The 23,773-nt window shown below is 68.4% G+C and carries 22 protein-coding genes; 11 read left to right on the top strand and 11 right to left on the bottom strand.

The features are described from left to right. Positions 1 to 7: 7 nt before the first annotated feature. The 4 genes from DC347_RS11665 to DC347_RS11680 form a co-directional block, all read right to left on the bottom strand. A complete protein-coding gene (locus DC347_RS11665; protein WP_018760785.1) occupies positions 8 to 382 on the bottom strand; it encodes a cupin domain-containing protein in 375 nt (124 codons plus the stop codon). 153 nt (positions 383 to 535) lie between these two features. Next, positions 536 to 1,294, bottom strand: coding sequence for a ThuA domain-containing protein (locus tag DC347_RS11670; protein WP_109045550.1), 759 nt, complete (start codon positions 1,292 to 1,294; stop codon positions 536 to 538). Beyond that, on the bottom strand, positions 1,294 to 2,427 hold the full coding sequence (locus tag DC347_RS11675) for a Gfo/Idh/MocA family protein (protein WP_109045551.1): 1,134 nt from the start codon (positions 2,425 to 2,427) through the stop codon (positions 1,294 to 1,296). Before DC347_RS11675 ends, DC347_RS11670 begins: the two co-directional genes overlap by 1 nt. Before the next feature lie 142 nt (positions 2,428 to 2,569). Continuing rightward, positions 2,570 to 3,568 carry a LacI family DNA-binding transcriptional regulator gene (locus DC347_RS11680; protein WP_109045552.1) on the bottom strand — a complete coding sequence of 333 codons (999 nt, stop codon included), beginning with the start codon at positions 3,566 to 3,568 and terminating at the stop codon, positions 2,570 to 2,572. 413 nt (positions 3,569 to 3,981) lie between these two features. On the opposite strand from DC347_RS11680, the gene DC347_RS11685 reads away from it, so the two are divergent. Then, the gene (locus DC347_RS11685; protein ID WP_018760789.1) at positions 3,982 to 5,274 is read left to right on the top strand and encodes an ammonium transporter; all 1,293 of its coding nucleotides are present in this window, start codon (positions 3,982 to 3,984) and stop codon (positions 5,272 to 5,274) included. A 151-nt stretch (positions 5,275 to 5,425) separates the two neighbouring features. Here the strand turns inward: DC347_RS11685 and DC347_RS11690 are convergent, their stop codons facing one another. Together DC347_RS11690 and DC347_RS11695 are read right to left on the bottom strand one after the other, a co-directional pair. Then, on the bottom strand, positions 5,426 to 6,454 hold the full coding sequence (locus DC347_RS11690) for a glycoside hydrolase (protein WP_240617773.1): 1,029 nt from the start codon (positions 6,452 to 6,454) through the stop codon (positions 5,426 to 5,428). A gap of 46 nt (positions 6,455 to 6,500) precedes the next feature. Further along, complete coding sequence (locus DC347_RS11695) at positions 6,501 to 9,968, bottom strand: DEAD/DEAH box helicase (protein WP_109045750.1); 3,468 nt, start codon at positions 9,966 to 9,968, stop codon at positions 6,501 to 6,503. 220 nt (positions 9,969 to 10,188) lie between these two features. On the opposite strand from DC347_RS11695, the gene DC347_RS11700 reads away from it, so the two are divergent. The 4 genes from DC347_RS11700 (at position 10,189) to DC347_RS11720 (ending at position 13,387) form a co-directional block, all read left to right on the top strand. After that, positions 10,189 to 11,034 carry a hypothetical protein gene (locus DC347_RS11700; protein ID WP_109045554.1) on the top strand — a complete coding sequence of 282 codons (846 nt, stop codon included), beginning with the start codon at positions 10,189 to 10,191 and terminating at the stop codon, positions 11,032 to 11,034. A 160-nt stretch (positions 11,035 to 11,194) separates the two neighbouring features. Continuing rightward, the gene (locus tag DC347_RS21690) at positions 11,195 to 11,887 is read left to right on the top strand and encodes a protein tyrosine phosphatase (RefSeq protein WP_165838027.1); all 693 of its coding nucleotides are present in this window, start codon (positions 11,195 to 11,197) and stop codon (positions 11,885 to 11,887) included. A gap of 167 nt (positions 11,888 to 12,054) precedes the next feature. Continuing rightward, positions 12,055 to 12,633 (top strand): RNA polymerase sigma factor, encoded by a 579-nt coding sequence (locus tag DC347_RS11715; protein WP_109045557.1) that lies wholly within the window; start codon positions 12,055 to 12,057, stop codon positions 12,631 to 12,633. Next, positions 12,626 to 13,387 carry a hypothetical protein gene (locus DC347_RS11720; protein WP_109045558.1) on the top strand — a complete coding sequence of 254 codons (762 nt, stop codon included), beginning with the start codon at positions 12,626 to 12,628 and terminating at the stop codon, positions 13,385 to 13,387. Before DC347_RS11715 ends, DC347_RS11720 begins: the two co-directional genes overlap by 8 nt. Positions 13,388 to 13,410: 23 nt before the next feature. Here DC347_RS11720 and DC347_RS11725 read toward each other — a convergent pair whose 3' ends face one another. Further along, entirely contained in the window at positions 13,411 to 13,959 is a 549-nt protein-coding gene (locus tag DC347_RS11725; RefSeq protein WP_109045559.1) for a hypothetical protein, read from the bottom strand. A gap of 189 nt (positions 13,960 to 14,148) precedes the next feature. Here DC347_RS11725 and DC347_RS11730 point away from each other — a divergent pair, with 189 nt between their 5' ends. Both DC347_RS11730 and DC347_RS11735 read left to right on the top strand, forming a co-directional pair. Then, positions 14,149 to 14,649, top strand: coding sequence for a sigma-70 family RNA polymerase sigma factor (locus DC347_RS11730; RefSeq protein WP_018760797.1), 501 nt, complete (start codon positions 14,149 to 14,151; stop codon positions 14,647 to 14,649). Continuing rightward, complete coding sequence (locus DC347_RS11735; RefSeq protein ID WP_018760798.1) at positions 14,646 to 15,302, top strand: anti-sigma factor; 657 nt, start codon at positions 14,646 to 14,648, stop codon at positions 15,300 to 15,302. The genes DC347_RS11730 and DC347_RS11735 overlap by 4 nt, the downstream gene beginning before the upstream one ends. Here the strand turns inward: DC347_RS11735 and DC347_RS11740 are convergent. Further along, a complete protein-coding gene (locus DC347_RS11740) occupies positions 15,289 to 15,792 on the bottom strand; it encodes an SRPBCC family protein (protein ID WP_018760799.1) in 504 nt (167 codons plus the stop codon). The two genes, DC347_RS11735 and DC347_RS11740, sit on opposite strands and share 14 nt — an antisense overlap. Positions 15,793 to 15,821: 29 nt before the next feature. Continuing rightward, positions 15,822 to 16,640 (bottom strand): DUF1206 domain-containing protein, encoded by an 819-nt coding sequence (locus DC347_RS11745; RefSeq protein ID WP_018760800.1) that lies wholly within the window; start codon positions 16,638 to 16,640, stop codon positions 15,822 to 15,824. A gap of 253 nt (positions 16,641 to 16,893) precedes the next feature. Here DC347_RS11745 and DC347_RS11750 point away from each other — a divergent pair, with 253 nt between their 5' ends. Both DC347_RS11750 and DC347_RS11755 read left to right on the top strand, forming a co-directional pair. Beyond that, on the top strand, positions 16,894 to 18,474 hold the full coding sequence (locus DC347_RS11750) for a hypothetical protein (protein WP_109045560.1): 1,581 nt from the start codon (positions 16,894 to 16,896) through the stop codon (positions 18,472 to 18,474). A gap of 4 nt (positions 18,475 to 18,478) precedes the next feature. Then, the gene (locus DC347_RS11755) at positions 18,479 to 18,925 is read left to right on the top strand and encodes a hypothetical protein (RefSeq protein ID WP_109045561.1); all 447 of its coding nucleotides are present in this window, start codon (positions 18,479 to 18,481) and stop codon (positions 18,923 to 18,925) included. Between the two features lie 45 nt (positions 18,926 to 18,970). Here the strand turns inward: DC347_RS11755 and trmB are convergent, their stop codons facing one another. Continuing rightward, entirely contained in the window at positions 18,971 to 19,894 is a 924-nt protein-coding gene (gene trmB, locus DC347_RS11760; RefSeq protein WP_109045562.1) for a tRNA (guanosine(46)-N7)-methyltransferase TrmB, read from the bottom strand. An 87-nt stretch (positions 19,895 to 19,981) separates the two neighbouring features. Between trmB and DC347_RS11765 the strand changes: the two genes are divergently transcribed. Then, positions 19,982 to 21,337 carry an MFS transporter gene (locus DC347_RS11765; protein WP_206073926.1) on the top strand — a complete coding sequence of 452 codons (1,356 nt, stop codon included), beginning with the start codon at positions 19,982 to 19,984 and terminating at the stop codon, positions 21,335 to 21,337. Beyond that, positions 21,337 to 22,743 carry an MFS transporter gene (locus DC347_RS11770; RefSeq protein ID WP_206073927.1) on the top strand — a complete coding sequence of 469 codons (1,407 nt, stop codon included), beginning with the start codon at positions 21,337 to 21,339 and terminating at the stop codon, positions 22,741 to 22,743. The genes DC347_RS11765 and DC347_RS11770 overlap by 1 nt, the downstream gene beginning before the upstream one ends. Here DC347_RS11770 and DC347_RS11775 read toward each other — a convergent pair. Continuing rightward, entirely contained in the window at positions 22,740 to 23,495 is a 756-nt protein-coding gene (locus tag DC347_RS11775) for a bifunctional 2-polyprenyl-6-hydroxyphenol methylase/3-demethylubiquinol 3-O-methyltransferase UbiG (protein ID WP_109045564.1), read from the bottom strand. The two genes, DC347_RS11770 and DC347_RS11775, sit on opposite strands and share 4 nt — an antisense overlap. Positions 23,496 to 23,773: the final 278 nt, after the last annotated feature.

Raw genomic sequence — 23,773 nt, forward strand, 5'->3', positions numbered from 1 at the left:
CCGGTTGTCAGGCGGGCTTGGCGTACTCGGCCGCGCTCATGACTTCATAACCAACGAACGTCTCGTCGTTTTCCACCCAGGCGTCGTGGCCGGCCGGAATGGAGTAGGCGTCCCCCGCGTGGATGGTGGTGCGGGTGCCGTCGTCCAGCTGGACGGTCAGGGTCCCGGCGGTGCAGAAGCCAAGGTGGTTGTTTTGGCAGCTGTCCGTGTGGACCACGGTTTTGACCGTTTCGGACCAGCGCCAGCCGGGCTCGAAGGTAAGCCGGCCCAGGGTGGCGCCGCCAATGTTGACTACGTCCACCTGGGTCTTGGGCGGACGGCGCTTTTCGTCGGCGTCGTTGAAGGACTTGGTTTCAAGGTCCTTGACCGTTATTGCAGGCATTTCTGGCTCCTCGAAAGGGAGTGGTTATGAAATTCGCCCACGGGCGCTGAGCCGCTCAGGGAATGACAGTCCGGCGGGGCAGGAAGTGCCCGTCCGGAACCCGCCGGACCTTGCATCGCAACGATTTCAATCTGCTCTCCGGCGCAGGCGATGTCAATGCCGGGCGGCCCCTTCGAACCACTCACGGGCCGGGTTGGTCACCGCGGGGGCCGAGCGGTCCAGCCCCGGCTGCGCCACCCACCTCACGCCGTTGGCGAGCACCCGCTGGACCTGCGGATGGTGGTACACGGGGTACTCCTGGTCGCCGGGGCTGAAGTAGAAGATCCTGCCCTTGCCCCGGGTGAACGTGACGCCGGAACGGAACACTTCGCCGCCGGCGAAGGAACTGATGAAGATCAGGTCGTCAGGGTCCGGGATGTCGAACAGTTCGCCGTACATTTCCTGCTCGGGAATGACGATGGGGCTCTCCACGCCTTCCGCGATGGGATGCGACGGCTTCACCGTCCACACCAGCTCGCGCTGGCCGTCGTTCCGCCAGGCGAGGGAGCAGCTGGTGCCCAGCAGCCTGGTGAAGATTTTCGCGAAGTGCCCCGAATGGAGCACGATCAGTCCCATCCCGCCGAGCACGTGCCGGTGGACGCGTTCGACGACGGCGTCACTCACCTCGTGGTGGGCGATGTGGCCCCACCAGAGCAGGACGTCCGTTTCCGCGAGCACCTCCTCGTCCAGGCCGTGGTCGTCGTTGCTGGCGAGCACCGCCGTCGTAATGTCCGCGTCCGGGTAGTAGGGCCGGAGCCCCGCGGCGATGGCGCCGTGGATACCATCCGGGTAGATATCGCCGATATGGGCGGGCTCGTTGTTGGCCTCGTGGACACCCTCATTCCAGACCCGGATCCTCAGTTTTCCGTTCATTAGAGCCTGACCTCCCTCTGCTCGAGCGCCGACTGGTAGCACGCGTCGATGACCTGTGCCCGGTAGAGCGCCAGGGAGCCGTCATGCCCAGCCCAGGCCGCTTCGCCGTCGCGGACTGCGGCCACGAAGTCTTCCACCACGGCATCGTGGGCACGGCCGGGCAGCACCGGCGGCACGTAGTCGGCGGACTCGCCGTCCGTGTCCGTGAACACCCGGAGCTGGCCCACCGGCGGGAACGGCGCCCCGTGCACCTTCAGTTCGGCGCCGCCGTCCGTGCCGTAGACCGTGAAGTCGAGGAGATCGTCCGTTTCCCGGTATGTTGCCCAGCCGGCCTCGATCAGCAGCGTTCCGCCGCCCTCAAGGCGGAGGAACGCAGAGGCGAAGTCCTCCACTTCGAAGGCGTGGCTCGTGGCCTGGGCCGAGTACCTGCTGCCGCCGCCGCGTCCCTGCGGGCCCAGCTCCGAGTGGGTGGCGGCAGAGACGGCCACCACCTTCGGTTCTCCGAGCAGGTGCAGGGCGTAATCCAGTGCGTGGACGCCGATGTCCGCCAGCGGTCCGCCGCCTGCGAGCTCGGGGTTGGTGAACCAGCTGCCCAGGGTGGGGATGCCGGAGCGGCGGAGCCAGGAGGCCTTGGCGTAGTAGGGGCGGCCCAGGCCGCCGGCGTCGATGACGTCCTTGAGGGCCTTGATGTCGCCGCGGCGGCGGTGGTTGAACGCCACATCCAGGACCCGTCCGGCCTTGCGGGCAGCATCCACCATGGCCTGGCCCTCCACGGCGTTGCGGGCGATCGGCTTTTCGCTCAGCACATGGATTCCCCGCTCCAGGGCCGCGATGGCAATGGGGGCGTGCAGGAAGGTGGGAACGGCCACGCTCACGGCGTCCAGGCCGCCGTGGTCCAGCATGTCCTGCCAGTCGGCGAAACCGTTGGGAATGGCGTATTCGGCTTGCAGGTCCGTCCGGAGTTCCTGCTCCATTCCTGCCAGCGAGACGATGCGGATGCCCTCCAGGTCGCTGTAGGCCTTCAGGTGCTGCTGGCCGGCCCAGCCGATGCCGACGACGCCGACGCGGAGCTCCTTGGCCGGGGCCTTTCCTGGTTCCGGGGGCTTCGGGCCGGGGCTTTGCTGGTAGTTCAAGGGTGCTTCCTTTTCGGTGCCGGGCTGGTGCTGGACTGGGTTTGTGGAATCGATTCCAAAACGGTTCGCAACGAACCCAAGGGGCGTTTGGAATCGATTCCAAAAGCTTGTCAGGTTCGGCGCGGGGACGTCAACCCCCTGGTCAGTTCTTCGTGGAGTCCCTGATGACCAGCTCGTGCGGGAGGAACATCCGGCCGCGGCGGTGCACCCCCGGCTCCGTCATCCGTTCCAGGAGCGCCCCAAACGCCACACGGCCCATCTCATAGGCGGGCTGCCGGATGGTGGTCAGTTCCGGAACGCACATCTCCGCCTGGATGGAATCGTCGAAGCCGGCAACCGCCACGTCCTCCGGAACCCGGAGGCCGGCGTCGGTGATTTCCCGGACGCAACCGGCCGCCACCGTGTCGCTGCCACAGAATACGGCGTCGGGAAGGTGGTCCGCGGCGAGGAGTTCGCGGGTCAGCTGACGGCCGGCGTGGAAGTCGAAGTCCCCGGCGGCAAAGAGGCTCTGCGCCGCCTCCAGGCCTGCCGCGGACAGGGCTTCGCGGAACCCCTGTTCGCGCAGCCGCCCGGACCGGGCCGCCCGGTTGCCGATCATGGCAAGCCGCCGGGCGCCGGTTCCGATGAGGTGCCGGGTGATGTCGCGGGCGGCCTGCCGGTCGTCGATCGAGACGCCGAAGGCTGCTTCCGACTCCGCTATTTCACACAACTGGACCACGCTCAGCGAGGTTGCAAGGGCTTCCACATCGTCGTCGGGCATGGTGGGTGAAAACAGGACCAGCCCGTCCACGGACCCGTTCCGGAGCATGTCCACCAATTGCTGTTCGCGATCCGGGCTTCCGGCGGTTGGGGCAATGAGGCTCACGTAGCCGGACTGTGCCGCGGCGTCGCCCACCCCGCGGAAGGCTTCGCTGATGACCGGGGACTCAAGGTTCTTGGCGAGGGCCAGGATGCGCATGGTCCGGTCGCGGCGCAGGTCCCGGGCGGAGGCGAGCGGCCGGTAGTTGAGCTCCCGGATCGCCCCGGCCACCTTCTCACGGCTGGAGGCGCTCACCGCGGGACTGCCGTTGAGGACGCGGGAGACCGTGCCCACGGATACTCCCGCCGTTTTGGCGACGTCCTGCACGGTCGCTCGAGCCATTCCAGTGTGTCCTTCCGGGGCCGGGTCCTGCCTTGTTTGGGTGTTTTTCAGCTTAGCCGCCAGCCGGCCGCCGGCAGCGTGCCCGGCGTCACGCGGAGCACGCTTTCGTCCCGCCGCGGTGCCGTGTCCGGCGCAAACCCGGCCTCCGCCGTCGGACGTTCCCGCAAAAGCGTGCCTGCCGTGACGCGCGCGTGCCTCCTGCGCGTGGCGTGGCGCCTGAAACGGGGGAGTGGATGCCTGAAATCACCATTTAACACACCGGAAACCCACCCGGGAATTGCCGCCATACAGTTGGAATCAGACGGCAACAGCCGCCCCACCCGCTGAACGTGGTTTCTCCGGCCACGTCCCTCCGCAGAGCGGCTCTGACGGCAAACGACCGTTCTCTCTTCGCATCACGAAAGGGGTTTCCCATGGATTCGGGAAATGTCGCTTGGATTTTGGCCAGCTCGGCGCTGGTGTGCATGATGATCCCCGCCCTGGCCCTGTTTTACGGGGGCATGGTGGGGTCGCGCCGCATTCTCAACATGATGATGATGTGCTTCGGCGGCGCCAGCCTGGTGGCCGTCCTCTGGGCCCTGTTCGGCTACTCGATGGCCTTCGGCAACTCCGTGGGCGGCCTGGGCCTGATCGGTGACGTCACCGAATTCCCCGGCATGGGGCAGCTGCTGGCCAAGGATGATTCCGCGTCCATCCCCGTCATCCTGTTCGCAGCGTTCCAGCTGTTCTTCGCCTGCGTCACCACCGCACTGGTTGCCGGAGCCGCCGCCGGGCGCATGAAGTTCGGCGCCTGGATGGTGTTCGCCGGCATTTGGGCCACTGTGGTCTACTTCCCCATCGCGCACTGGGTGTTCGCGTTCGACTCCGCGGACGGCAGCACGGTGGGCGGCTGGATCGCCAACGGGATCAAGGCCATCGACTTCGCCGGCGGCACCGCGGTGCACATGAACGCCGGCGCTGCCGCCCTGGCCCTGGCCCTGGTCCTGGGCAAGAGCTCCGGCTGGCCGAAAATGGAACACACGAAGCCGCACAGCCGCCCCTTGGTCCTGGTGGGCGCAGGCCTGCTGTGGGTGGGCTGGTTCGGCTTCAACGCAGGCTCCGCGCTCGCCGCCGGCCAGTCCGCGGCCGTCGTCTTCCTCAACACCGCCGTCGCCGCCTCCGCCGGCCTGCTTGCCTGGGCCCTCGTGGAGCGGGTCCGCCACGGCGCCGCCACCAGCATGGGCGCCGCCTCGGGCCTGATCGCCGCGCTGGTGGCCATCACCCCGGCCTGTGGCGCCGTCAGCCCGCTGGGCGCCCTGGCCATCGGCGCCATCGCCGGGGCCGTCTGCTCGCTGGCCATCGAATGGAAGTTCCGCCTCGGCTTCGACGACTCGCTCGACGTCGTCGGCGTCCACCTGGTCGGCGGCATCCTGGGCACCCTGCTGATCGGCCTTTTCGCCACCGACAAGGCCCCGAACGGCGTCAGCGGCCTGTTCTACGGCGGCGGCTTCGACCTGCTCGGCGTCCAGGCGATCGCCACCGTCAGCGTCCTGGCCTACTCCTTCGGGATCACCTGGCTCCTGGCCAAGATCCTGGACAAGGCCATGGGGGGCCTGCGCATCAAGCCCGAGGACGAATTGCGCGGCATCGACCTCGCAGCCCACTCCGAGCTCGCCTACCTTACGGATGAGGACCCGGTGGAACTGGGCTCGCCGCAGCGGGTGTAACCGCCGCAACGCACCGGGCGCCCGCCTGCTGGGGGCGGCGCCCGGTGGACGCTTCCGCGTCGCGGGTCCCAGCGCACGAGTCAGGGCCAAACCTTGGACCGGTGCCGGCAGCCGCCGGCTTATAGTTCCAGGGTTTGGCCCTTCGGCGTGCCTACTGTTCCGTGCAGGCCAGGACGCCGCCGCGCACTTCGAGCACAGCGGCACGGACGTGGCTGAGGCGGGTGCGCGGGCCGGGCGCCATGGTGCCGATGTCCTCCCCGCCCCAGCAGGGATGCGTGAAGTAGACCAGCAGCGCCCGCTCCGCGCCGCCGTCGCCCGGGTCCCCGCCAAGCGGCACCACATCCGCGTGGCGTCCGACGACGGGCCGTCCGTCCCAGGACTCCGGCGCCGTGAGGATCAGCCCGCCCAGGTGCTCCTGCCGGGTCCAGTTTCCGGTGCCGTCCACCGAGCGGTACACCGCCTGGCCGCGCCATTCGTCCACGATCATCCAGTACCAGCCGCCCAGCACGAAGACCTTGGGGCCTTCGTGCGGCCGCCCCGGGATGGCCACCCCTTCAAGGACCCACGACGACGGATCATCCGGGGTGTCGCTGACCGCGCTGAAGGTATTGGAGCCGCGGGTTTCGTCCTTGTACCAAAGCCGGTACCGGCCGTCCCCGCACCCGGCGACGGCGGCGTCAATGACCCGCGGTGAATCCAGGTCCACAGCGCCCAGGTACTCCCACTTCGCCAGGTCATGGCTGGCGAACTGCACGAATTCAGCTTTCCCGCTCCAGTCCGTCCGCCGCCCGCCCAGCACCGTCAGGTACATGATCCACCGTTTGCCGATGCGGACGACGTCGGGAGCCCAGAGGGTTGCCGGTGGTTCCGTTCCGGGCGGGATGAGTCCCTCAACGGTGCCCTGGTAGCGCCAGGTGGCGCCGCCGTCGGACGACCTCGCAGCGCCGATGCCGGTCCCATGAACCCACTCGACGCCTGTCAGCCCGGGCGCTGTGGCGCGCCGCTGGGTGTAGAGGAGGACCCACTCACCGTTGAGGTGGTCGGCCACGAGGATGGGGTCCGTGGGTCCATCCCATACCGGATCCCGGTACGGGAGGGTGAAGGCGTCCGCGCGCAGGGGCGGTGCTGTCAGGGCAACGGTTTCCTGGGCGGCCGGCTGCTGGTGCACAGTCTTCTCCAACGTTGTAGTTTGTGGTGGAGTCCATCATATGCGTCAAAACCGGGTGCTACTCGTTGAACAACCCCGCCAGGTCCTCCGCCGTGATGGCGCCGCCGGCCAGGGCATCGCCCTCCATGACGTCGGCGAACAGCTGGGACTTCCGGGTCTTCAGCGCCATGACCTTCTCCTCGATGGTGTCCTTGGCCACCAGCCGGTACACCATCACGTTCCGCGCCTGCCCGATCCGGTGGGTCCGGTCCACGGCCTGCGCCTCCGAGGCAGGGTTCCACCAGGGATCGAGGAGGAAGACGTAGTCGGCCTCGGTGAGGTTGAGCCCGAATCCGCCGGCCTTGAGCGAAATCAGGAACACCGGCGCGCTGCCGTTCTTGAATTCGCTGACCACGTCGGCGCGGTTCCGGGTGCCGCCATCGAGGTAGCAGTACTCGATCCCTTCCTCGTCCAGCCGATCCCGGACCTTGCCCAGGAATCCGGTGAACTGGCTGAAGATCAGGGCCCGGTGCCCCTCTGCCACGAGGTCCTCGAGCTGCTCGAAGAGGACATCCAGCTTCGAGGACCGCACCGCGGACAAGGCAGGATCCACCAGTGAGACGTCCAGGCTGAGCTGCCGCAGCAGCGTCAGCGACTGGAAGATGGTGAACCTGTTCTTGTTGACGTCCTCGATCAGCCCCAGGATCTTCTGCCGCTCGCGCTGCAGGTGCGTCTGGTAGACCTTCTGGTGCCTCGGGTTCAGCACCACTTCCAGGATCTGTTCCTGCTTGGGCGGCAGGTCCTTGATCACCTGGTCCTTGGTGCGCCGCATCATCAGCGGCCGGACCCGCCGCCGGAGCTTCTCCAGCTGCGCTTTGTCGCCGTTCTTTTCCACCGGCTTCTGGTAGTACTCCGCGAAGCGCTTGGGGCTGGAGAACAGGCCGGGCGCCACGATGGACGTCAACGCCCAGAACTCCATCAGGTTGTTCTCCAGCGGGGTGCCGGTGATGGCCAGCTTGAAGACCGCCGGCAGCTTCCGGGCGCACTGGTAGGCCTTGGACTGGTGGTTCTTCACGAACTGCGCCTCGTCCAGGACCAGCCCTGCCCAGGACCGGGAGGCGTAGGCCTCGTAGTCGATGCGGAACAAGGCGTAGGAGGTGATGACGACGTCGGCCCCGCCCAGGGCCTCGGCCACGTCCTGGCCGCTCTTCCCGAACGTCTCGCCCACCGTGCGCACGGTCAGGCCGGGCGCGAAGCGGGCGGCTTCGAGCGCCCAGTTGCCCACCACGCTGGTGGGTGCCACCACCAGGAAGGGCGCGACGCCGGCGGGTTGGGTTCCAGGGCCGGCGGCAGCTCCGCCGTCGTGCCGGTCTCCGGACGGCTGCTCCCCGGACGCAAGCCCATGGTCCTTGGCAGCGCACATCAGTGCCAGCGCCTGCACGGTCTTGCCCAAGCCCATATCGTCGGCCAGGACGCCTCCCAGCCCGTGCTTGTACAGGAAGCTGAGCCAGTTGTAGCCTTCCAGCTGGTAGGGGCGCAGCTCGGCGTTCAGGGACGCCGGCAGCGGCAAACCGTCCACCCCGCCCTCCAGGAGCCCGCCCACGGCCGAGCGCCAGGCGGCGGCCTGCTGGTCCACGATGCCCAGCTGCGCCAGTTCGTCCCAGAGCCCTGCCTGGAAGCGGCTGATCTGCAGCGGCGCATCCTTGTTGTCCTGCAGCGAACGGGCTTCCTCGATCAGTGCCCGCAGCTGGTGCAGTTCCGGCAGGTCGAGCGAGAAGTAGGCGCCGCTGGGCAGCAGCATCTTGGTCTGTCCGGAGGCGAGCGCGGAGAACACGGCTGCGAAGGAGACGGGCTGGCCTTCCAGGGAGATCTGGATGCCGAGGTCGAACCAGTCCCGCTGTTCGGTGGCCTTGGTGGAGATCGACACCACCGGTGCCTCCTCCGCTTCGCGGTAGTCGGCGATCTCGCCCACGGTTTCCACGTCCACGTCCGGGGCTTCCCGCAGCCTGGGCAGCACCTCTTCGGTGAACGCCAGCGTATCCAGGCCCTTGAGTTCCACCGACGCCGCCAGGCGCGGAGTGCCCCAGCCGCCGGTGGCGGACTCGCCCAGGGCGGCCACGGTGTCCCAGGGTTGGCCGATTCCTTCCAGGATGCGGGACTCGGCGGTGTCGTCCCGGTAACCCTGATCGCCGGGGTGCCGCCACAGGGGCTGCGCCGTGACCAGTTTTCCGGTGCGGTAGTGCCACTCCCAGTGCAGCCGCACCCGGTGGTCCGCCCCGTAATTGGCCAGCAGGGACAGGGTGGGGACGGCCAGCTCGGGGAGCTCCACGGACTCGTCCCGCGCCGTGACCCGGGCAGCCTGCTTGAGTTTGGGGTAGAAACCCGTGAGGAACCGCGATTCATCCTTGGCGGGAATGTGGAGGGTGCTGCCGGCCGTGACGAATGCCAGGAGCTCTTCGCTCAGCCCGTTCTCCAGCGGCGCCAGCGTTATGGCGCCGTCCGGATCCGGGACGCCCGGCAGTGCGGCCTCACCGGAGGTGAAAAAGAGGCCGTGCGCGGGCCGGCCGATGGTGCCTACCGCTGCCGGATCAACCTCTTCCCCCGCCACGGTGATGGTGGGCGACAACTCCAGCCCGGCGTCGGACACTGGATTTCCGGAGCCGCCGGGATCCGCCGGCGCCCCGAACCTGCTCAGGGAAAGCCCGACGGCGGCGGGGTCCTCCGCGACCCGGACCGGCTCAGCGCCGCGCGAGTGGACCAGGGCCAGCCCGATCTTGCGGGCATCGGAAAGCAGGCCCCACAGGTTCTTCCCGGCATAGGAGTTCAGGCCCAGCCACAGGCCGGAAGAATTGTGCATCCGGCTGGCGGACGGCGAGTGCCCGGCCAGGAACTCCTGCATCCATTCCACGTGCGCGTGGTTCGATTCGCGCCGGAAGTTCAGGTAGCTCAGCGTGTTCCACGAAACGTCCCCGCGGATCCACTTGCCCTTGGCCCCCATGATGACGGGCCGGACTTTGAGCTGGCGCACGCCGCGCACCGGGTCGCGGCGGCCGGTGTAGGAGAAATGCGGCGGCGGCTCTTCAACCTCGAACTGCAGCGCCAGGGGAACACCGCTGGTCGAAGGCGCGGCGCCGGGCTGGGAAATCAGCGGGCTGAGGGCCTGCTCCCAGTCCGAGAGGGCCGCGGAGGGGGCGCGGGAGACCTGCGTGGCCGTGGACGGGGCCAACAGCTGCATCCGGATGGCCGGGTTGTCCTCCGCCGCGAAGAGCAAGGCAGCCACATGCTTGCAGTCCTTGCGCACGGGGCAGCTGCAGACGCCAACGGTGCAGCTCCAGCCGCCCGCCTTGCGGACCAGCTTGGCGGTAGTGGAATACGGAACTTCCGCGCCGCCCCGGACCTTGCCCAGCATGAGCCCGGTACCGGCGTCGAACGACATGCCCGAAACCCTGCTGGCCATGGCATACGCCAGCCCGGCCGCGAGGGAACGGTCGTTGATGGCGGGTGTCTGTATTGCCAGTGCCGCACTTTCGTCCGGTTGGGATGGCATGGTGCGCGCTACTTTCGGCAGGCCACGGCGGAGCCGGGTCCGGTGGGTGGTTATCTGATCCATCTTAGTTCTCCCGGCAGCAGGCCCATGTCCCGCGCTCTTTCTTGGGCCGCCTCGAAAACTTCGCTTGACGTTCACTTCCTCCTCAATGCTGCCGTGAACTGGCCCCCGTAGCGTGAACAGCGTCCGGAGCACCACCACCCCAGCAGCGAGGAATTCCATGATCACCACGCCCCAGCCCGTCGTCCTGACCAGCAGCAGCATTGAAGCGAGCGATGAGGAAGCGGTCCAGGCCAACGTCACCGTCATCGACGCCATGCATACGGCCCTGCTCCGCACCGAGGAAATGGCGCCGGTGGCTGTCCGCAGCTACTACGTCGATTTCTACCTGACGCAGGCGCTGGAAGGCGGCTTCGCGCAATACGCCTTCCTGGCGCTCGACCGCACCGCCATGGACACGCTCATCCGCGAGGGCATGGCGGGCATGGGGGCCACCGCGCACCTGGAACTGTTCAACCGCGCCGTCGAATGCTACGACGCGCTGTCCGTGGAGGAAACGGAGCTCTACCTCGACGGCAGCGTCGATGACAGCGGCGATGTCCCCGACGCCGTCCTCCGGATGGAGGAGCTGGACGGCGAATTCGAGGAGCTGCTGGAGCAGGAGAACATCACGGCGCTCAACGCCGGCTGGCTCCGCCGCCAGGCAGACCTCGTGGTGCTCGACGACGAGGAGGTGGGGCCATACATCCAGGGCCTGGTTGCGCACATCCCGGACCTGCCGGAACGCCGCGCCCAAGCCGATGCCGAAGCCCTCGAGGACGCGCCGGACTTCGAAGTGGTCATCCGCGAACTGTGCGACATTGCCGGCGTCGAGCTCACGAAGATCACCATGGGCGACCCCAACTACATTCACGACGGCGAAAAGACCCTGGCGTGGCACTTCAGCACCGACAACGGCGACTTCCTCATGGTGGAAGAGGAGGACGAGGCTTTCATGATCAATCCCGAGACCCAGGAGATCGTGGCCGCCGTGGAATTCGAGGACGCAGACCTGGTGGAGGCCTAGCAGCGCGGGTGGCCGCTCCGTTCCCGGCGCGGCCACCCGGGGAGGCCGGAAATAAAAAAGCAGACACCCGTAACCTCCGCCACGTCCCCGGCGATGTAGTCACTGATGGGTCCGCCCGCCGGGCCCAATCGGACGTGTTGTCTAGGTTTGGAGAAGTTAAATGTCTGTGTTCACCGTGCTCGCCACCAGCAAAGTCGCCGCCGGAGTCCTGGCTGCAGGAACCCTGGCCGTTGGCGGAACCGGCGCCGCCGCCATCTCGGGCGTCCTGCCCGCCCAGGCCCAGCAGACGGCCCATGAAGTCTTCGGCGCACCGGCCCCCAAGCTCGGCGCCGACGCCGCGGCCAACGGCCAGGCCACCCCGGCGCCCGCCGCCACCGCCGCCGTTTCCGACGCCCTGAAGACCGCTGACGCTTCCGCGGACGCCGGTGCCAAGGCCACCGGCACCGCTGCGGCCGGAGACGAAAAGGTCTCCGCCACCACCACCGCCTCCGCCGACGCCAAGACCGCTGTAGACGCTGCCGGTCCGGCTGCCCTGGGCCTCTGCACCGCCTTCGCCAATGGCGGACTGAACGCGTCCTCGACGGCGTTCTCCTCGCTGTCCATCGCCGCCAAGGGTGACGCGAACATCAAGAGCTACTGCGCTGACGTCGTGGCCAAGGCCGACGTTGCCGCCAAGGCTGCTGCCGCAGCCAAGGGTTCAGCCTCGGTTGAGGCCGAAAAGCCCGCGGTTCCGTCCGTGCCCGCCGTCCCTGCCGTTCCGGGCGCCGAAGGCAACACCACCGTGCCCGCCGTTCCGGCCGTTCCGGCAGTGGGTGGCAACACCGCCCACGCCCCTTCAGTTTCGGTCCGCTAAGGCAGTTGGCTAGTCTGGACTGCGGCTGCGGCCGCAGTCCGGGCACCCGGGCGGGGTGCGCATGCCTGGGACAGCACCCCTGAACCACCCGCAACAAGGCAGCCGGAAGACCACGGAAACTGGCAGTCCATACCGCAAACCGGGAAAGCCGCGAACCGGATCCCGGGATGGAGGAGCCGCTGGTGCTAGACACTTTGGCCCAAGAAGAGTCCGACATATTCGACAACGCAGCCGGAACGGATCCGGCCGCGTTGTTCGCTGCTGCCTACAGAACCTTTGCGGGGCCGGTGCAGGGCTACCTCAAAGCACGCGGACTTGATGACCCCGAAGCCGTCACCCAGGACGTCTTCATGGCGTTCTATCCCAGGATCGGCAACCTCACCGGCGGGCTGCAGGGCGCCAAGTCGCTGCTCTTTTCCATCGCCCACGCCCGCATGGTGGACCACTACCGCCGGCTGGAGCGGCGCCCCCAGCTGACACCGTACGACCCCCAGCACGACGGCCGGACAACCCCGTCCGCGGAGGACCACGCCGTTGAACTGACCGGCGGAGCCGCCGCCATGCTGGAAGGACTCAGCGAAGAACACCAGGAGGTCCTGGCCCTTCGCGTCGTGGCTGACCTGTCCATCGAACAGGTGGCCGCCATCATGGGCAAGAGCGCCGGAGCCATCAAGCAGCTCCAGCGCCGCGCCCTGCAGAACCTTAAGGCCCAAACGCTCAAGAGAAACCAGGCGAATCATGAGTGACACCGCAGGACCCCGCAACGACGGGGTGGTTGACGAACTCCTGCTGGAGGCAGGCCTCGACGACGACGGCCAGCTCCGTGACGCCCTGCTCGACCTGCGTTCGCTGGCAGCCGGGACCCCGGAGCCTTCAGCCGGAATCGCCGCCCTGATGGCCGGCGCGGCAACCGCCGCCCCGGCCACCACCGTGCTTCACGCCGTGGCCCCGGCAACGGCGGCGCTTCCTGCGGCCAAACCGGCAGATGAACTGGCCGCCCGCCGCAGGGCCAAGCGCCGTATTACGCTCACCACGCTCTCCGTTGCCGCGTCCCTCGCGGCCGGCGGCGCGGTCGCCGCCGCCTCCGACCAGGGATTGCGTGATTCGTTCAGCCAGCTGAACCAGGCAGTCACCTCCTTCGTGACCGGTTCCACCGCCGCACCCGCTGGCACCAAGGGCGGGGAAGTGCCGGTGCCTGGCCCCGCGCCGACCCGGCCCGCGGCCGCCAGCCCGGAGGCCGTTCCAGCGGCACCTGCAACCGCTCCGGCACCCGCCGGCGGGGCGTCGTCGTCGGCTGCCTCGCGGCCGGGCAGCACCCCCAGCCACGGATCGTCCGCGTCCCCGGCCCCGAAGCCGGCCGGGGTGCAGGCGGAGCCGTCACTGCCCACGGAGGTCCCCGGGGACGTCAGGAAGGGCCTGGAGCAGGCACCGAAACTCCCCGTCCCCGTCCCCACCGGGGTCCCGCTTCCCGGCAAAGCCACAGACGTTCCCCTGAAGTAAGCCGGACTGCCGTCGAAGGCCAATCAGTAGGCCTGCGCCGCCGCCTTGGCCATGGCACCTGACGGATCGGACAGGAACCATACGCCGCCGACGCCCTGGCCGAGGGTGTCTCCGGGTTTGGTGTCCTTGGTGAAGTAGTACAGGGGCATGCCGTTCAAGGTCACCTGCTTCTTTCCGTCCGCGCCCGTGATGGTCCCCAGCTTGCCGGTGACCCCCTCCGCGGTGGGCGTCCCGGATGTGGTGGTCAGCGGCGGCCACTGGACGGCGCAGGAGCCGGTGCACGCGCTGGTGCCGGAATCCTTGGTGTCCTTCGTGAAGAGGTAGAGGCTCATTCCCTTTCCGTCCACCACAATGCTGCCCGCGGCTGAGGAGGACGCCGTCTTAAGCTCGACGGCGGCCCCGGCCGGCGAGGATGATGCGGAGGACGAAGGCGAGGAGGCGGAGGACGCGGAAGCCGCGGTGCCTGTTGCCGGGCTGGTGGCAGCCGGCGCGGTGCCGGAGCTGCTGCCGCAGCCGCTGAGGGCTGCGGCGAGGGCCAGGATGGCGAGGCCCGGCCCGAGACGGTGCTTCATGGTGTGCTCCCTTGGCTGGTTCTTTCCTTGGTAGGCCCGGCGTCGGATCACCGGACGCTAACCCCTACGACGCCTTCGGGTGAAGAATGGTTCACACGCTGCGCGCGATTGAACCTTTTCCGCCCCGCGGGCGTCGTAACAGCCGGAAGCGCAGTGTTTCGGCGACAAGCCAGGTGACGGGAGGGTGGGATGCCGCTCGATGACGGCGTGGTGGAGGCAATCTACCGCGAACACGGCAGCGCCCTGCGCCGCTTCGTGCTCAGCGCAATCCGGGATCCGCAGCTGGCGGAGGACGTGGTCCAGGAAACTGTGCTCCGCGTCTGGCAGCACGCCCCGGACATCAACGGCAGCTTCCGCAGCTACCTGTACCGCACAGCCAGGAACGTCATGATCGACAACTATCGCCGGAGCCAACGCCGGCCGGCTGAGGCCCTCGGTAGCGGCCTCGCAGATCCCGTCGAGGTGGTGGGACGCGTCGACGACATGCTTAACCGGGTGTTGATGGAGGAAGCGCTGTTGAGGCTGAGCAAGGAACACCGTGAGGTCCTGGTGGCCCTGCACTACCGCCGGTTCACGGTCAACGAGGCGGCCGCCCAGCTCAATATCCCCAGCGGCACGGTCAAGTCCCGCGCGTACTACGGGCTCCGGGCCCTGCGCACCATCCTGGACGAGATGGGGGTGGAACGGTGAGCGCCAACCCGCACCACCTGCTCGGCGCCTATGTCCTGGGCGGGCTCGATCCCCAGGATGTCGCCGTCTTCGAAAGCCACCTCCAGGACTGCGCTGCCTGCCGCAAGGAGCTGGCATCGCTGGAAAAGGTGCCTGTGCTCCTGGACGCCCTTCCCGTCCCTGACGCCCTGGCGCTCACCGCGGTACCCGGTGGGCGCGAGGATGCCGGAAGCAACGTTCCCGCCCGCCTTTTCGAGGAATTGTCCCGCCGGCGTCGGAATGTACGACGGCGGTGGGTGGCTTTGGCGGGCGCCGTTGCGGCCGCGTGCCTGGCAGTGGGCCTTGCGGTGGGGCCCTTGCTGGTCAGGCCGCCGCAGCCGGATGCCACCTACTCCGTGGCTTCCGGGGACGGGCTGCAGGTCCACATCGACATGGCGCGCAAAGCCTGGGGGACCGAGCTCGCCGTGAGCGGCAGCAGCTTGCCCGCGGACGGGACGCTTTCGCTGTGGGTCCGCGACCGCGCCGGGGGCGAGGACCGTGCCTGCGCCTGGTCGGCCACCCCCACGGGGAAGGTCAAGGTCACCGGGGCAACGCCCATCCAGCTGGCCAGCATCTCCAGCGTGGAACTGCGCGACGGCGCCCAGCACGCGGTGGCGGTGATTACGGTTCCGTAGGCCCACCCTGCCCGGCGTTCATCGCCCGGAACTCTGCCACCAGCGCCTCGTCCTCGCAGGCGCGGGCGAAAGCCTCGATCCGCCGTTCGATCTCGTACCCGAGCAGCCGGCTGCCGATCCGCTCCATTGCTGCCCGGAGGACGGCCGGCCGGCAGGAAAAGGTGTACTTCCAGACCGCCCGTGTGCCGCCGTCGTCCGCGGTGAAGCGCCAGCCGCCGCCGAAATTATCGAAGAACCACGGACCGGACACCATGGTCATCCCGACGCTGCGCGGCGGCGCGAACGAGACATACTGGCTGACCATGGACAGGCCCAGCCGCGACCTTGTGCGGGTCCGGACGCCTTTTCCGGGAGCCCGGGCGCCGTCCAGGAACCCCTGCGCGGAAATGAAGGGATCCCACTTCAGCCGGAAGGTCCCGGTGGTTTGGGAGAAGGCAAAGGCAGTATCCGGGTCGATGCGGATGAAACGTTCGGCTCGTACCTGGGGCATGCCCCAACCCTAGCCACCCGCACCGCCGTTTACTTGCTCATTTTTGCCATCCGGGCGCGCATTACCATGTACGCGCCGTAGCAAATCAGGCCCGCCCCCACCGCGGCGAGGAGGTACGGACCCAGAGGCTGGTCGCGGAGGGCGCGCAGGCCACCATCGAGGCCCGTGGAGTCCTCCGGGTGCTGTTTCACGGTGGCCACGACGATCAGCAGGCCGGCGAGCAGCAGCACCGTTCCCTTCGCCAGGTAGCCGGTCACACCCAACGCGGTGACCGCCGTCCTGGCCGGGCCGGGAGCGGGCATCCGCAGCTGTTTCTGGAAGGACTTCTTGGGTCCCCTGATGCCGTACACCACGCCCGTGACCGCCACCGCCACGCCGATCAGCACCAGCAACGCCACACCGCCGGGCGCCACCATCATGGAAACGGTGAAGTCGCTGGTGGCCTTGCGGTTGTCGCCGCCGGAGCCGGTGCCGGTGACGAAGTGCCACAACGTCAGGGCCAGCACGGCGTAGACGATGGCCTGCAGGACGGCTTTGGCCTTGTTCTTCGCTTTGGTCTTGGTGGGCTGGTGGTTGAAGTCGAAGATCGCATCGCTGGTCTGCCACAACGACAGGGCGGCGCACGCGGCGAAGCTGCCCCACAGCAGGAAGGGGCCAACGGGCATGGTGGCCAACTCGGCCACGGCCCCACTGAAATCGGCGCTGCCGGTACCGCCCACGGCGAGCCGGATGGCAATCGCCCCCACCAGCAGGTGCAGGATGCCGCTGACCGCGAAACCCAGCCGGGCAAGAATTTCCAGGACACGCGAATTCGTGACGTCTTCGGCCTTGTCAACGGCCTGCTGCAATTCTTTTTTGATCGTCGTTCCTTTGGCCAAGCGCGGTGGTGCGCTGGTGTGCGTGCCCTTCTTACAAGGGCAATCGTGCCACGCCGGCCCGGTCCGGAACAGCCGGCCCCGCAAGCGTCCGCCGGCCGCCGCACGGCCCAGCCGTTGCTCCCGAGTACGGGGATGGGGAGGGATCCCCATCGCCGGGCCCGGCCACCTGTGCAACCATAAGGACCAGCGATTCACACGCACTGCACACTTTCCGGGGGAAACCATGACTTTTTACGGCGCTGACGTCAGCCAGTTGCGGGCTCTGGCCAAGGCAGCGGACCAGGCGGCGTCTCTTTTGAGCAGCCGGGCCGGCACCCTGCACAGCCAGATCCAGTCCGCTCCGTGGAAGGGACGGGACGGTGACCGCTTCCGCCAGGAGTGGAGCGGAAGCCACCGGCCCAGCCTGGACAAGGTGGTGGCCAGCCTGCGGGAGAACTCAAAGGTCCTGATGCGGCAGGCCGACGAGCAGGAAAAAGCCTCCACCGCGGGTTCCGGCGGTTCCGGGACCAGCACCTGGGACCGGCTGACCTCGCTGGCCGCCCAGGCCCGGGAGTGGCTGAAGGAGAAGGCCGAGGCGGCCAGGGCGGCAGCCGAGCACCGCCAGGAACTCGAAGCCGGGCTGGAGCGCATGGTCAACGCCAGCCCGGAAGAGCAGGCCAAGTGGTGGGACAGCCTGTCAGCGGCAGACCGCAAATACCTGATAGAAGGCGAAGGCAGCGACGGGCCCTTCGCCGAGGACCTGATGCGCATGGACGGCGGCATCCCGGCCGCAGCCCAGCAGTTGGCCAAGCAGCACCTCCAGGAGCTTGCCAAGGCGGATATCCCGATCTACTCGGAGACGGGCAAGGCCTCCATCGAGGCCCGGGTGGCCTGGGTCCACGGCGGCGCCGAAGTGGGCACCGAAGTGGTGGAGAACGCCGACGGTTCCGCCACCATGAAGGTGTACGGAAACATGGGCCTGGGCGTGAACGACACCACCGGCACGGCAGGAGCCACCCTGACCGGGGAAGTATCCCGTGAGTACACGTTCGCCAGCGTGGAGGAAGCCATGGCGGCCCGTGAGCAAATGTACAAGGACCTGCCGCCGGACAGCATCGGCGATATCAAGGACGTGGCCGGAAACCCGCCCGGCTACATCCTGGACACCATCAACGATGCCGCCCACGACAACGGCTCCACCGGCCAGACGGACAAGGCCAAGGGAACGTTCTCGCTGGAGGCCTCGGGCGAATCCGGCCCGGCGTCCGGCTCGGCGAAGCTCGACCTCGCGTACGAGCGCAACCTGACGGACGGAACGTCAACGGCCAGCGGCGAGGTCTCGGCACAGGGCAAGCTCAACCTGGACGGCCGTGTCTTCGAGGCCTCCGGCAAGGGCGGCCTGCAGGTCAATATGGACAAGGGCAACAACATCGATTCGGTGTCCGTCTCCATGGACGGGACCGTGGCCCAGGGCGTCACCGAAGGCGTGGACGGGAAGGCCGCCAAGTTCGACTCGACCGTGACCGCGGGTACCCAGGGAACGGTCAAGATCAACGTGGATTACTCCCCGGAAAACCGGCCCGTCATCGACAGCTACCTTCGCAACGTTGCCCTCGGCAATGAGGCCGGTGCTGCCCGGGACGCCGCCAGGTTGTACGAGGCCGGCTCCGCCACCGTCCAGGTGAACTCCGTGGTCACCGCCACCAACGAGGCGGGGTTCGACGTGAAGCTCGGCGAGGTGGAAGTGAAGACCGAGAACCAGGCCACCACCAACGTCTCCACGTACTATAAAGTCCCCAACGACACCAAGCTCGAGAGGCTCTGAAACCATGTCAGTGCACATCGAATCCCCGCTGGGCTTCACCGCAGACTTCCCCGAGCACACCCAGGTCCTGGACGACTCCACCGCCGGGCCCAACAGCGAGCAGTACGGCCTGCTGGGCGGCGTCCTGGTCACCGTGATCAAGGACGACACCTCCGTCCAGGATGCGCCGCAGGCCAACGGCTGGGCCCACCTGATGTCCGACTTCTACCGTGAGGAGCGCGGCGGCACCCTGCTGGCCGAGGGCGAGCTGAACCTCCCCGGCAAGTCCGCGTATGGCGTGGTGGTGGGTTATGACGACGCCGAAGGGGCGGCCAAGGTGGCAGCCACGGTAGGCGTGTGGGAGGGCGGCCGGTTCATCGGCGTGGTGGTCATCTGGCCGTACCTGAGCGCTGAGGCGGAGCCCCGGCTGGACATGCTCAAGGAGATCGTGGCCGCCATCAACGTGGGATAACGCGCCCGCGCCGCAGCAGCCGGGAGGGCCTTGCCGTTCGGCGTGTCAGCGGCGGCGGTAGCAAAGATCGAAGATCAGCCGGCCGGCCTCGTGGGCCTTCGCCTCGAAGCTGGTCCGGATCCTGCCTTCGAACCGTGGCGCCCAGCCGCCGGTTTCGTCCACGCCTTCATTGGGGCCGGTGTGCCCAGTGCTTACGGGCGCCCGTCCTTCCCTGACCGGTGCACCGCCCACCAGTGATTCGACGCCGGACTGCCACACCTGGGTGAGCGGGCTTTCAGGTCCGCGGCGCTCGCCGGTGTGCAGGTTTTCGAAGTCCGCCGAGCCCGCCATGACGTCCCGGACGTGGATGGCGTAATTGGACCAGTCGGTGGCGATCCGGAACAGGCCGCCTGGTTTCAACGCCTTTGCCGCCAGGGCGGCGAACTCTGGCTGGATGAGGCGGCGCTTGTGGTGCCGCGACTTGTGCCACGGGTCCGGGAAGAACACCCACAGTTCGCTGACGGAGCCTGCGGGAAGCATGGTGGCCAAAACCTCCGGGGCGTTGGCCTCCACCACGCGGACGTTGGTCAGGCCGCGGCTGTTGATCTTGATGATGGTGTTGGCGAGCCCGGGCGTGTAGACCTCGACGGCCAGGAAGTTCGTGTCCGGGTTCTGTTCTGCCGCGTGGCAGATGGCATCGCCCAGTCCGGACCCGATCTCGACGACCAGCGGGGCCTCGCGGCCAAACTCGGCCGCTGCGTCGAAGGTGTAGTCGGGGTGGACCGAGGTGTTGGCCACGTGCCGGGGAACGTCCACGGCCCACCGCTCCGCATGCTCGGCCCAGGCGGCCTGGCGGCGGCCCTGCAACCGGGTGCCGCGGCGCACGAAACTCACCGGCCGGCCGCCGTAGGTACCGAAGGAGGCTTGGGTTCCGGGCGTGACGGGCCTGGGGACATGCGGCTGCTGGGGGTTTTCAGGGGATTCGCTCATCCCTTCCAGAATAGCGCCGCGAAGGGAACGGCGGTCAGGGCATCATTCGGGCAGCCCGGCGCAGCGCGCTCCTGCAAGAATGGGCGGATGACGGACGCAACGAATGCCGACGCAAGGAAGCAACGGCGAGGGGCTGTCTCCGAAGAAAGCCAAAGACGTCCCAGGACGGGCAGCAGCCTGGTGGATCCGGGTACGTTGGTGGACGCGGAGGTTGACGAACTCCCCGCGCCCGGGCCCACCCGTGTGGGCGGCCGCCGCGACTTGGCTTATCTGGGTGTGTGCCTGGTGTTGATCGGCTTGAACCTGCGGAGTGTCTTTTCCAGCCTGTCTGCTGTGTTGCCGGAGGTGACCGCGCAGGCGGGGCTGCCTGGCTGGTCCGTGGTGATGTTAACCACTGTTCCGGTGACGTTGCTGGGTGTCTTTGCCCCGGTGGCCCCGGTTTTGGCGCGCCGGTTTGGTGCTGAGCGGGTGCTGTTGGGGGCCATGGCCTTGCTGACGGCGGGCTTGTTGTTGCGGCCTGTGGATGCCGGGGCTGGGGTGGGTGGGGCCGGGCATTTGCCTGCGCTCCTGGCCGGCACGGCGGCGTGCGGTGCGGCGATCGCGTTGTGCAACGTGCTCCTGCCGGGCCTGGTGAAGCGGGACTTCCCGCACCGCCTGGGCCTCATGGGCGGCCTGTACACCACCGCCATCTGCGCGTCCGCGGCGCTCGGGGCCGGGTTCACCTACCCGGTCTACACGGCGACGGGGGAGTGGACCAGGGCGCTGTGGGTCTGGGCGGTGCCGGCCGCCGTCGTGCTCCTGCTGTTCCTGCCCGTTGCCGTGCGGCAGGGGACGGTCCGGCACCAGGTGGTCAGGGACGGGGTGAACGTGTGGCGGTCGCCGGTGGCGTGGCAGGTGACGATCTTTATGGTGCTGCAGGCAATGATGTCCTTCAGCGGTTTTGCGTGGCTGGCGCCCATCCTCCGGGAAAGAGGCGTTGACGGGGCCACGGCTGGGTTGATCGTTGCCGTGTGCATCGTGCTGCAGATGCTGGGGTCCCTGTTCGCCCCTGCGTTGGCCGCGCGGTTCCGCGACCAGCGGGCCATCAATACCGTGGTGGCGTTGATGACCGGGAGCGGGTTCGTGCTGAGCATTGTGGGCCCGCTGGATCTGGTCTGGGTCTGGGCGGGGCTGCTGGGCCTGGGCCAGGGAAGCCTGACCGCCTGTGCGCTGACCCTGATCATGCTCCGGACCCGGGACGGGCACACCGCCGCGCACCTCTCGGGCATGATGCAGGGCGTTGGCTACGGGGTGGGTTCCACCGGAACGCTCCTGGTGGGTCAACTCCACCAGGCCACCGGGTCCTTCGTTCCCGCCGGCGTCCTGTTCACGGTGGTGGGCCTGCTCGCGGCGGTCTTCGGCTACCGCTCCGGCCGGAACCGGTATGTGGGCGAGGAAACGTAATGCAGGACCCCACGCTTCCGGCCGTCCACCATGCCACCGGAATCTTCCGGCCACCGTTTTTCTGGGTGACAGTGGGCACCTGCGCCCTGGTGTTCCTGGCCGCCTTCGAATCCCTCGCCGTAACCACCATCATGCCGCTGGTCAGCAGGGAACTGAACGGCGGAAACCTCTATGCGCTGGCCTTCGCAGGGCCCCTGGCCACCGGTGTCATCGGCATGGTGGGCGCCGGCAACTGGTCCGACAGGCGCGGGCCCGCCCTGCCGCTGTATGCCTCCGTAGCGCTGTTCGTGGCCGGCCTGCTGGTCGCGGGCACCTCGGTTTCCATGCCCATGCTGGTCTCGGGCCGCCTGGTCCAGGGCTTCGGCGGGGGCGCCCTCACCGTGGCCCTCTACGTCCTGGTGGCGCGGTTCTACCCGGGCACCCTGCATCCCCGGATTTTCGCGGCGTTTTCGGCCGCCTGGGTGGTGCCCTCACTCGTGGGGCCCGTCGCGGCCGGTGTGGTGGCGCAGGTCTTCAGCTGGCACTGGGTGTTCCTGGGCGTGGTGGGGCTGGTCATTCCGGCGCTCGCGATGATCGTGCCGGTCCTGCGCGGACTGGACCCGCCGGAACCAGCCGGCGGAGCGGAAGGAAACCTCCCGCCGTGGGCTCCGGCCCGGCTCGGCTGGGCGGCGCTGGCAGCCCTTGCCGTCCTGGGGCTCAACCTCTCCTCCGGCCTCAGCATCCCCGCCTTCCCGCCCGCCAAGGCACTCCTGGCCGTTGCCGCCGTCGTCCTTGCCCTGGCAGCGGTCCGGCCGCTGGTGCCCGCCGGGACCCTTAGGGCACGGCGGGGACTGCCCAGCGTGATCCTGTCCCGCGGCCTCGCCTCGGCGGCCTTCTTCGGGGCGGAGGTCTACCTTCCCTACCTGCTGATCGACCAGTTCGGCTTCCCGCCCACCTTGGCCGGTGTCACCCTCACCGGCGGGGCGCTGGCGTGGGCCGGTGCCGCGGCGGTCCAGGGCCGCATGGGCCCGCGGCTGGAGCACCGGAGGGCTGTGCGGGTGGGCTCGTTGATGGTGCTCGCTGCCATCCTCCTGGCCCTGGCCACGGCGGGACTGCACTGGCCGGCCGCCGTCGCCATCGCCGGGTGGGTGCTGGCCGGCGGCGGGATGGGCCTGCTCTACCCCCGGCTGAGCGTGATGACACTGGCACTGTCCAGCAAGGACAACGAGGGCTTCAACAGCTCCGCCATGTCAATCGCCGACTCGCTGGGCGGGGCTCTTTCACTCGCCGCCACCGGGATAGTCTTCGCGGCATTTACCACGGCGGTCCAGTCCTTTGCCGGCGTCTTCGCCTTCACCGCGGCCCTCGGGCTGGCCGCGGTGCTGGTGGCGCCGCGGGTCACCGGCAGGCAGGGGGCGGCGGGCTAGGGAAGGCGGGTGGCGCGCAGGACGACGTCGGCAATGGTCGCCTCCTGCCCGTCCGGCCCGGTGACAGGGCGCGCCCGGCTGGTGAGGACTTCCAGCTGCCAGCCGGGGCCGTCCAGGGCCAGTTCACGGACCAGCTGGTCTCCGGTGTAGAACATGTCCAGGTGCTGGTGGTGGTCGTTGCCCCATGGCGGCAGCCGGTCCGGGTGGTGGCCCACCACCAGCAGGGTCCCGCCTGGTTTGACGGCAGCGGCGGCTGCGCGCAGCGGGACCCGCCAGTCGAGTTCCCGGGAGTGCAGGAACTGTGAGGTCACGAGGTCGTAGGAACCCTCGGGCTGCCACGTCGTGAGGTCCGCTTGGTGCCACGTGATCCGGCTGCGGATGTCCCCGCTGGATGTGTTCACGCTTTCGCGTGCCAGCTCGGCCAGTTCGTGCGAGTGGGCCCGTTCCAGCGCCACAGCGGAAACATCGACGGCGGTGACGGACCAGCCTTGCCGGGCAAGCCAGATGGCGTCGGCGCCCTCGCCGCACCCGAGTTCCAGTGCCTTGCCGGGGCGCAGGCCGCCGGCCTCATGGACCAGTTGGGGGTTCGGCTTTCCGCTCCAGAGCCGGGCTTTGCTCCGGTACCGCTCGTCCCAAACCGCCCCGGGGTCGACGCCGCTGCCCGCTTCCGGCGACCCGCCGGCGTCGTGCGCGTGCTGCCGGTGCGCTTCCTCCTGGTGCGTGTCCTGGCCCTGCCCCGGGTGTTCACTCATGCTCCAACACTGCCCCGCCATGACCCCGTTGGCAACGCCGCGGACGGCCGCCCGGCCTCGGGATGCTAGACTGGAGGAACTTGATGTGCAGTGATGCCGCCTGCTCCGGATCTGGAGTTCCTTCCAGGGAGTGGGCTTTCTTCATGTGAGAGGCACATCCTGCGTCGATGAACGCGTTCCATTTGGTCCCGGCCGGCTGTCCCTATGTGCAGCGCCCGGTTGATCACCTGACTTTTCTTCGGCGAAACCCCTGGGCCAACCGGCACCGGGGGCCGATA

This window comes from Pseudarthrobacter sp. AG30, assembly GCF_003116525.1.
GTDB lineage: Bacteria > Actinomycetota > Actinomycetes > Actinomycetales > Micrococcaceae > Arthrobacter.

What these genes read in the sequence shown, in the direction of transcription:
- trmB (WP_109045562.1), bottom strand. Translation starts at nt 19,894, where the DNA reads ATGAGCGAATCCCCTGAAAACCCCCAGCAGCCGCATGTCCCCAGGCCC.
- DC347_RS11670 (WP_109045550.1), bottom strand. Translation starts at nt 1,294, where the DNA reads ATGAACGGAAAACTGAGGATCCGGGTCTGGAATGAGGGTGTCCACGAG.
- DC347_RS11770 (WP_206073927.1), top strand. Translation starts at nt 21,337, where the DNA reads ATGCAGGACCCCACGCTTCCGGCCGTCCACCATGCCACCGGAATCTTC.
- DC347_RS11720 (WP_109045558.1), top strand. Translation starts at nt 12,626, where the DNA reads ATGAGTGACACCGCAGGACCCCGCAACGACGGGGTGGTTGACGAACTC.
- DC347_RS11695 (WP_109045750.1), bottom strand. Translation starts at nt 9,968, where the DNA reads ATGCCATCCCAACCGGACGAAAGTGCGGCACTGGCAATACAGACACCC.
- DC347_RS11665 (WP_018760785.1), bottom strand. Translation starts at nt 382, where the DNA reads ATGCCTGCAATAACGGTCAAGGACCTTGAAACCAAGTCCTTCAACGAC.
- DC347_RS11715 (WP_109045557.1), top strand. Translation starts at nt 12,055, where the DNA reads ATGGAGGAGCCGCTGGTGCTAGACACTTTGGCCCAAGAAGAGTCCGAC.
- DC347_RS11680 (WP_109045552.1), bottom strand. Translation starts at nt 3,568, where the DNA reads ATGGCTCGAGCGACCGTGCAGGACGTCGCCAAAACGGCGGGAGTATCC.
- DC347_RS21690 (WP_165838027.1), top strand. Translation starts at nt 11,195, where the DNA reads ATGTCTGTGTTCACCGTGCTCGCCACCAGCAAAGTCGCCGCCGGAGTC.
- DC347_RS11765 (WP_206073926.1), top strand. Translation starts at nt 19,982, where the DNA reads ATGACGGACGCAACGAATGCCGACGCAAGGAAGCAACGGCGAGGGGCT.
- DC347_RS11725 (WP_109045559.1), bottom strand. Translation starts at nt 13,959, where the DNA reads ATGAAGCACCGTCTCGGGCCGGGCCTCGCCATCCTGGCCCTCGCCGCA.
- DC347_RS11730 (WP_018760797.1), top strand. Translation starts at nt 14,149, where the DNA reads ATGCCGCTCGATGACGGCGTGGTGGAGGCAATCTACCGCGAACACGGC.
- DC347_RS11755 (WP_109045561.1), top strand. Translation starts at nt 18,479, where the DNA reads ATGTCAGTGCACATCGAATCCCCGCTGGGCTTCACCGCAGACTTCCCC.
- DC347_RS11775 (WP_109045564.1), bottom strand. Translation starts at nt 23,495, where the DNA reads ATGAGTGAACACCCGGGGCAGGGCCAGGACACGCACCAGGAGGAAGCG.
- DC347_RS11700 (WP_109045554.1), top strand. Translation starts at nt 10,189, where the DNA reads ATGATCACCACGCCCCAGCCCGTCGTCCTGACCAGCAGCAGCATTGAA.
- DC347_RS11685 (WP_018760789.1), top strand. Translation starts at nt 3,982, where the DNA reads ATGGATTCGGGAAATGTCGCTTGGATTTTGGCCAGCTCGGCGCTGGTG.
- DC347_RS11750 (WP_109045560.1), top strand. Translation starts at nt 16,894, where the DNA reads ATGACTTTTTACGGCGCTGACGTCAGCCAGTTGCGGGCTCTGGCCAAG.
- DC347_RS11740 (WP_018760799.1), bottom strand. Translation starts at nt 15,792, where the DNA reads ATGCCCCAGGTACGAGCCGAACGTTTCATCCGCATCGACCCGGATACT.